At 39.8% G+C, this 6523-nt stretch carries 4 protein-coding genes; 2 read left to right on the forward strand and 2 right to left on the reverse strand.

The annotated features are described in order from the left end of the window. Nucleotides 1–140 precede the first annotated feature (140 nt). Nucleotides 141–1124, forward strand: coding sequence for a formylglycine-generating enzyme family protein (locus DK207_RS15430; protein ID WP_109441946.1), 984 nt, complete (start codon nucleotides 141–143; stop codon nucleotides 1122–1124). A gap of 223 nt (nucleotides 1125–1347) precedes the next feature. Further along, nucleotides 1348–2337, forward strand: coding sequence for a formylglycine-generating enzyme family protein (locus DK207_RS15435; RefSeq protein ID WP_109441947.1), 990 nt, complete (start codon nucleotides 1348–1350; stop codon nucleotides 2335–2337). 26 nt (nucleotides 2338–2363) lie between these two features. On the opposite strand, the gene DK207_RS15440 is transcribed toward DK207_RS15435, so the two are convergent. Then, complete coding sequence (locus tag DK207_RS15440) at nucleotides 2364–5312, reverse strand: DUF4200 domain-containing protein (RefSeq protein WP_109441948.1); 2949 nt, start codon at nucleotides 5310–5312, stop codon at nucleotides 2364–2366. Nucleotides 5313–5327: 15 nt separating this feature from the next. Next, a partial coding sequence (locus tag DK207_RS15445) for a DUF2345 domain-containing protein (RefSeq protein ID WP_162540251.1) occupies nucleotides 5328–6523 on the reverse strand: 1196 nt, incomplete at its 5' end.

Below are 6523 nucleotides of genomic sequence, written 5' to 3' on the forward strand. Positions count from 1 at the left end.
AACCATAATAGTGCAAAATAATAATCCCGATTAAATTTTCATTGCTAACTATAATTTCTTTTTAACATTTTATTTATATGTAAGGCTTATAAACTCCCTTAAAATTAGACAATATCTACAACCTAATGATTTAAAAAAAGATGATTAAACAAAACCTTGCGATCATTTTACTTTCTAGCATTGCCTTAACTGCATGTGCAAAACCTTCTGAAAAAGATAATAAAAACACACAGCCTTCTCCTGAATTACAACAAAAGATTCAGCAACTGGTCGAAAAAACTAAAAAGAATATGATCTTTGTCGAAGGCGGCTCTTTTATGATGGGAGACTTTGGTCCAATCACCCGTAAGGATAAATTACTGATCACGGGACTCTATGCAGCGATGCCAGTACATAAAGTTACACTCGATAGTTTTAGCCTTAATGCCTATAAAACCACCTTTGATGATTTTGATATCTATACTGAAGCTACTGGACAATCCAAAGTCGGGATGCAAGAAATTTCAAAAATTAAACGCGTTCCTAATGCTCCTGCTGGAGTTAGCTGGCAACAGGCTCATGACTACTGCGAATGGCTAGGTGAACAAGTGGGGATTCCGATGAATCTCCCGACCGAAGCACAATGGGAATATGCAGCACGCAATCGTGGTGAATACGTCATCTATCCAACAGATAATGGCAAGTATGAACTAGGACGTAATGTTTGGAGTGATGAGCAAAGACGTGAATTTAGTAAATCTGTTCCAGAGGCAGATGGAATGAAAATCCCAGTTCTAGGTAAATTTCCTCCAACACCACTAGGATTCTATGATCTAGCAACTGATGGTTATGAATGGATGTCTGATTGGTTTGATCCAAATTACTATAAAAACTCACCTGAACAGAATCCACAGGGTCCAACAACAGGCACATTAAAATCTATTCGTAGTACCTTCCAAGTTGGCGCTGCTCAAAGTCTACAAACCGGTGGAAGTGTCACCACCATCTACCGAGAAGGTAAAGAACCTAACCCACAATTTGATAAGGATGATCAAGAGAATCCTCAATATATTAATATAAATGGTGCAACTTCAGTACGTTGTGCTTCAAACCATTCCCAGCCATTTATCAAAAAAAATAAATAACCCTACTTAGCATGGATAGCCATTAGGCGATCCATGTTTTAGCATCTGTTTCGGTATATCTGGTTATATCCAACTCTTCGATTGGTTGCGGGGCTTACTCTATAAATATCTCGGTTTTTTCTAATTATTTTCGGATAAACTCAACTTATAATTAATCATTAACACAACGTTTCTTTTCAATCTTCCCAAACTCACTTAAAATTTAAGCAATATCTGCAACCTAATGATTTTAAAAAAGATGATTAAACAAAACCTTGCCATCATTTTACTTTCTAGCATTGCTTTAACTGCATGTGCAAAACCTTCTGAAAAAAATAATAAAAACTCGCAACCCTCTCCTGAATTACAGAAAAAGATTCAGCAACTGGTCGAAAAAACTAAAAAGAATATGATCTTTGTCGAAGGCGGTTCTTTTATGATGGGTGACTTTGGTCCAATCACCCGTAAGGATAAATTACCGATCACTGGACTCTATGCAGCAATGCCAGTACATAAAGTCACACTCGATAGTTTTAGCCTAAATGCCTATAAAACCACCTTTGAAGACTTTGATATTTATACTGAAGCAACAGGACAGCCTAAGGTTGGTATGCAAGAAATTTCTAAAAAATTACGTGTTCCTGATGCCCCTGCTGGGATCAGTTGGCAACAGGCTCATGACTACTGTCAATGGTTAGGTGAACAAGTGGGGATTCCGATGAATCTCCCTACTGAAGCACAGTGGGAATATGCAGCACGCAATCGTGGTGAATACTTCATTTATCCAACTGATAATGGCGAGTACGAACTAGGGCGAAATGTTTGGAGTGATGAACAAAGAGACGAAATAAGCCGACCATTGGATACAAGTATGACTGTTTCAATTCTAGGTCGTTTCCCGCCCACACCTTTAGGCTTCTATGATCTAGCAACTGATAACTATGAATGGATGTCCGATTGGTTTGATCCAAACTATTATAAAAACTCACCTGAACAGAACCCGCAAGGTCCAACAACAGGCACATTAAAGTCCATTCGTAGTACATATCAAGTTGGCGCAGCTCAAAGTTTACAAACTGGTGGAAGTGTTACCACAATCTATCGAAGTGGAGAAAAACCTCACAAGCAATTTGATAAAGATGACATTGAAAGTATAGAAGCATTTAATCCATATGATGCAACTTCTGTCCGCTGTGCGTCCAACCATTCCCAACCATTTATCGAAAAGAAATAAATTACAGCATCTAACATGGATAACCCTTAGGTGATCCATGTTTTCGCCTCAGTTTCAGTATATCTTGTTATATCTAGCTCTTCGATTGGCTGTGGCGCTTGTGCTATAAAGATTTCAGGTTTTTCTAAATGCTGCGCCAATTGTATTTGTTTAAACTCCTGCGTCCCAAAGTTAGCAATCTGATAGTCCTTTGGATATGCCAAGATCCGTTGTCCACGCATTTTCAGATATTCATCAATATATTTATTGCCTGAGCTATAATTTTCAGGAAAATTATGATCCTGATTAATCCTTTCTTTAATTTTCTTTAAATCAGCAAGGGGTAAGATCCCCTGCATACGACGACCCAAATTTAAAAAATCCAGTAATTCACTTTCATTTTCCGCAATACTTTTCGTTGATCGCTCACCATCTGGACTCATATGTTGCAAGGTATTGGTCCAGTGATTCACTACAGTAACACTTCTAAATAGATTTAATACTGCCTCTTTGTGCTCAGGAAAATCATATTCTTTATCTGTTCCAATAATTCTCCAACCTTCAGTTTCAGTACGATCATGCCAACGAGTGAGTAAACCATGTCGAGTAATATGATAAAGAAAGCAGCCCCGACTCTCTGGGCTTAAATATTTAAGCCATTGCTCTTTTGCATTGATCTTACGGCACATCGCAATACGTTGTTCTGCTCTTTGAATTTTGGATTTAAATAAATCAAATTTTCGGTTGATTCCTACGATACTTTGAATAAAAGCACCATCTTCCTCAAAAGGTAGCATCATACTAATTTTATGTAACAGCATAAAATCTCTATGAACCATATAAACTAACTGTTTAAAAGATACATAAACGAGCTGATAAGCAATAAAACGCACTAACTGATAAATATTTTTAAAGTCAACAACAAACTCTAACGCCCCCTTGCCACCAACGCCATAACAAGCAGCAATACTGGCTTTAAAGCGGAATGCGCCATTCGCATAGTACAAGTGAAAATCAGCACTACCGCCTACACCTGCACTTAAACCCAATGTTGGTGATATTCTGGCAAGATCACTAAAGTCTCTTGGGTTTTCGGGATCAAGCCATTGAAGTCCTCCAAAAGGACTAATACTTGCTTGAATCCCTGCAAAGGCATTAATTCCTGCATTAAATTTGTTATCAGGCGACACTGTGTCATCCATCTCCCCTTTTTTCATTGCCAGAACACTACGACCTGCTGAATTCAATCGTTTGGAAAGTGAATCGTTCGAGTCTTTTGCGATACTGGTTAACATTTGTTTACTACCATCATTACTGACAGTCACAGCAAAAGCAGTTGATGCGGCAAACACTGCCCCAGAAAAACCGTAGATTTCAGCACCACAAATAAAGCGGATTGCTCCCATCGGAACGCCATCCGCCTCCATAATCCAACCTTTCAAACTTGGATATGCCCATAACCACTTTTTCTTACCTTCGAGCAAAACCATTTTTGCTTGGGCATACGCTGAGCCTTGCGCCTGAAATCCCTGAGTCCCCCACTTTACCGTACCGTCATAACCAGCACCTGCAATCAACCGTAACCATTGTGCTTGTACGTCCACCGTAGAGGATTCACTAGTTTGATAGCTTTCAACTAATTCTGTTGCGGTGATACCAAAAATATTGGGATCAGGAACATAAGTAACCGATGTCCCACCTTTGACTTTTACCAGCTCAACATTGATATCCTTAATGGTTTGAACCAAATTTTCTTTAAACTTGCTACCATCAATTGTCATCAATGTTCCATCTTTGTGTCCCGTTTTTGCCGTGTCGGATGCATTTTTCCAAGGGACTTGGTAGGTCAATTGATATTGAAACTTATTCAAACGATTGTTTTTGTTTTTAATATGTTGGCTCTCATTGGTATATTTCCGAACCGCATTTAACTTTTGTTTACCATCCGATGTAGTGAACATCTCAAACGCAATCACCTCACGAATATCAGCTTGGCTTTTAAATCGCTGGTTCAGTGCCTTAATCGCATCATCCTGTGCAATTCCAAGACTCTTTTCAGCCTCTCGAATCTGTTCTGGCGTCTTGGCTTCCAATGCCATGAGTGTATTTACGTTCTCACGTCGTTCATGCACATTTTTCATTGCACTAGTTAAGCTTCCAGAAATTTCTAAGAAATCTTTGAAATCTTGAGGACTCAATACATAAATCTCATTGGTTTTAGGGTCAACTATGACGGGAATATCCTGTTTACCTGCCAATCGCGTTGTATTGTCAACTTTGGGTGCAGTAATCGCTGGAGCAGTCTTCACATATTGTGTTTTCAGAACATCCTGATGGGTGAAAAACGGAGAGACAACCTCCGTGGTCACTTTGACACTCCCTAGGTCCCCACCATAAAATCTCAATCGTACTGGATGTTCAACAAAATGTATTTGTGTTAGTCCTGCTCTTTCAGTACGCAAGCCTTTTAGTTCTTTATTGTTATGTTTTATGATTGTGCCACTTTGATCTAATACGTCATAATTTAAACGTGTATTAAATGCTCTTTTTAAATGATCTCTTAATTCTACAATAACGTAAGATTTTAATCTTAACTGCACCGTTTGTATTGTAGGCTGAGGCTGCATCATTAAAGGTGTTTGAGTCGTATTCTGTGTATTCCGTTGCAATACATTAGACATGCTTATTGGTCTATTTTGGACCTGACTAATCTGATCCAAGACCCTATTATTTAATAAAATTGCCGCAGCATTTCTATCATGTAAAGAAGGATTCAGATATCCACCTTTACCACGATTCATTTTAGCGTTAAATATTTGGATATTTACAGACGTTGAACCTGTAAGCTCAAATACATCCGTTTCTCCAGTCCCTGTCGTTTTTCCTTTCGCTAGAATCCTACCATTTGCCAATATGCTATAGCCAACATTTGCCGCGGGTCTATTGCCCGTTGAACCCAGCGTTAATTTAAATTTGTATTGTGCCTTATTTGTCATTTTATTCTCTCAAAATTAGTTTAATTGACTGATTTGATAACCCTTGTGATCATCATCTTCAATCAACACATTGACCTTCTGAGGACCTGCTGTTTCAACTTTCTCTGTTTCACCTTTAGCATTTGTTCTACCGCGCTTAATCGTTCCATCAGCTAAATACATGACATAATTTTTATTCTTTAAAGGTTGACCTGTACTGTCTGTTACCTGATAGGTTAAATAACATGGTGAGCTGTTAAACTTACGTTCTGCAACTTCAACAGAAGATCCTCCCATAAACAAATGCTGCCCAGCCTTTGCCTCAAACTTTCCACCTGTCGTTGGGAAAATTCCACCACCATTGATTTCAAGCTGCGAACCTCCCGCCAAGATCACAATTTTCTTTTTCGCCGTAATTTCAATGCGTCCCTCTGTTGAAGTCACTTGCAAAGCATTCCGAGCAATCAGATCAGCGCCATCGCCTTGTGCCTGTATCTCAACCTTGCCTTTGCCTGCAACTTGTTTGATTCCATTTTGCGCTGCAAACAAACTGATCTTTTGACTGGCTTGGGTAATCAGGTTCTTCTGGGTGGTCAGGTTAATACTGTCCCCTGCAAATTGGTTCAGTTGTCCATCCGCGGACAGATGAATGTCTTCTGATGTACTCAGTCCAATGCCATTTGGTGAGCTAAGTAATAGTAAGGCTTTGTTGAATTTGGCTATATCTTGCTGAATTTCTTCTGCAAAGCTTTTGAGTTGTTCTAAGGCTTCGAGTTCATCCGTTTGTTGGTTCTTTGCCACTTCACTCAGGGCTTTGGCATTGTTTTGGTTGCCTTCGAGTTGTTGTTTGGCTGTTTGTGCTTCGAGATGTTCACCTTCGGCTTGCGCTTGTGCATGGGTGGTGATCAGTAAGCCTTCGCCTGCTCGGATCGCGCCCCATTGGTCTGTGCGTAGTTCAAAGCCTTCACCTCGGTCTTTGCTTTCTGCTTGGGCTTTGGGATGGCTCAGCTTACCGAGATTGAGTTGGCTGGCTGCATGGCTGCTTTGCAGTTGGGCACTGATCTGCCCTGTGGTATCGTCAAAGCGTAGTTGGTTGTAGCCTGAACCTTGATATTCTTTGGATTTGATCCCTGCCAGTTTTTTGGTGTCAGGCAGTTGTCCTTGGTCATCGAATTTAGTTGGGCTGCGGTGTGCTTCGTGGAGTCGTCCTGTGACAAAGGGACGGTCGATGT

Source organism: Acinetobacter haemolyticus (assembly GCF_900406815.1).
GTDB classification, from domain to species: Bacteria; Pseudomonadota; Gammaproteobacteria; order Pseudomonadales; family Moraxellaceae; genus Acinetobacter; species Acinetobacter haemolyticus_A.

Excerpts from the sequence above, each read along its gene's own strand:
- DK207_RS15435 (WP_109441947.1), top strand. The coding sequence starts at position 1,348 with ATGATTTTAAAAAAGATGATTAAACAAAACCTTGCCATCATTTTACTT.
- DK207_RS15430 (WP_109441946.1), top strand. The coding sequence starts at position 141 with ATGATTAAACAAAACCTTGCGATCATTTTACTTTCTAGCATTGCCTTA.
- DK207_RS15440 (WP_109441948.1), bottom strand. The coding sequence starts at position 5,312 with ATGACAAATAAGGCACAATACAAATTTAAATTAACGCTGGGTTCAACG.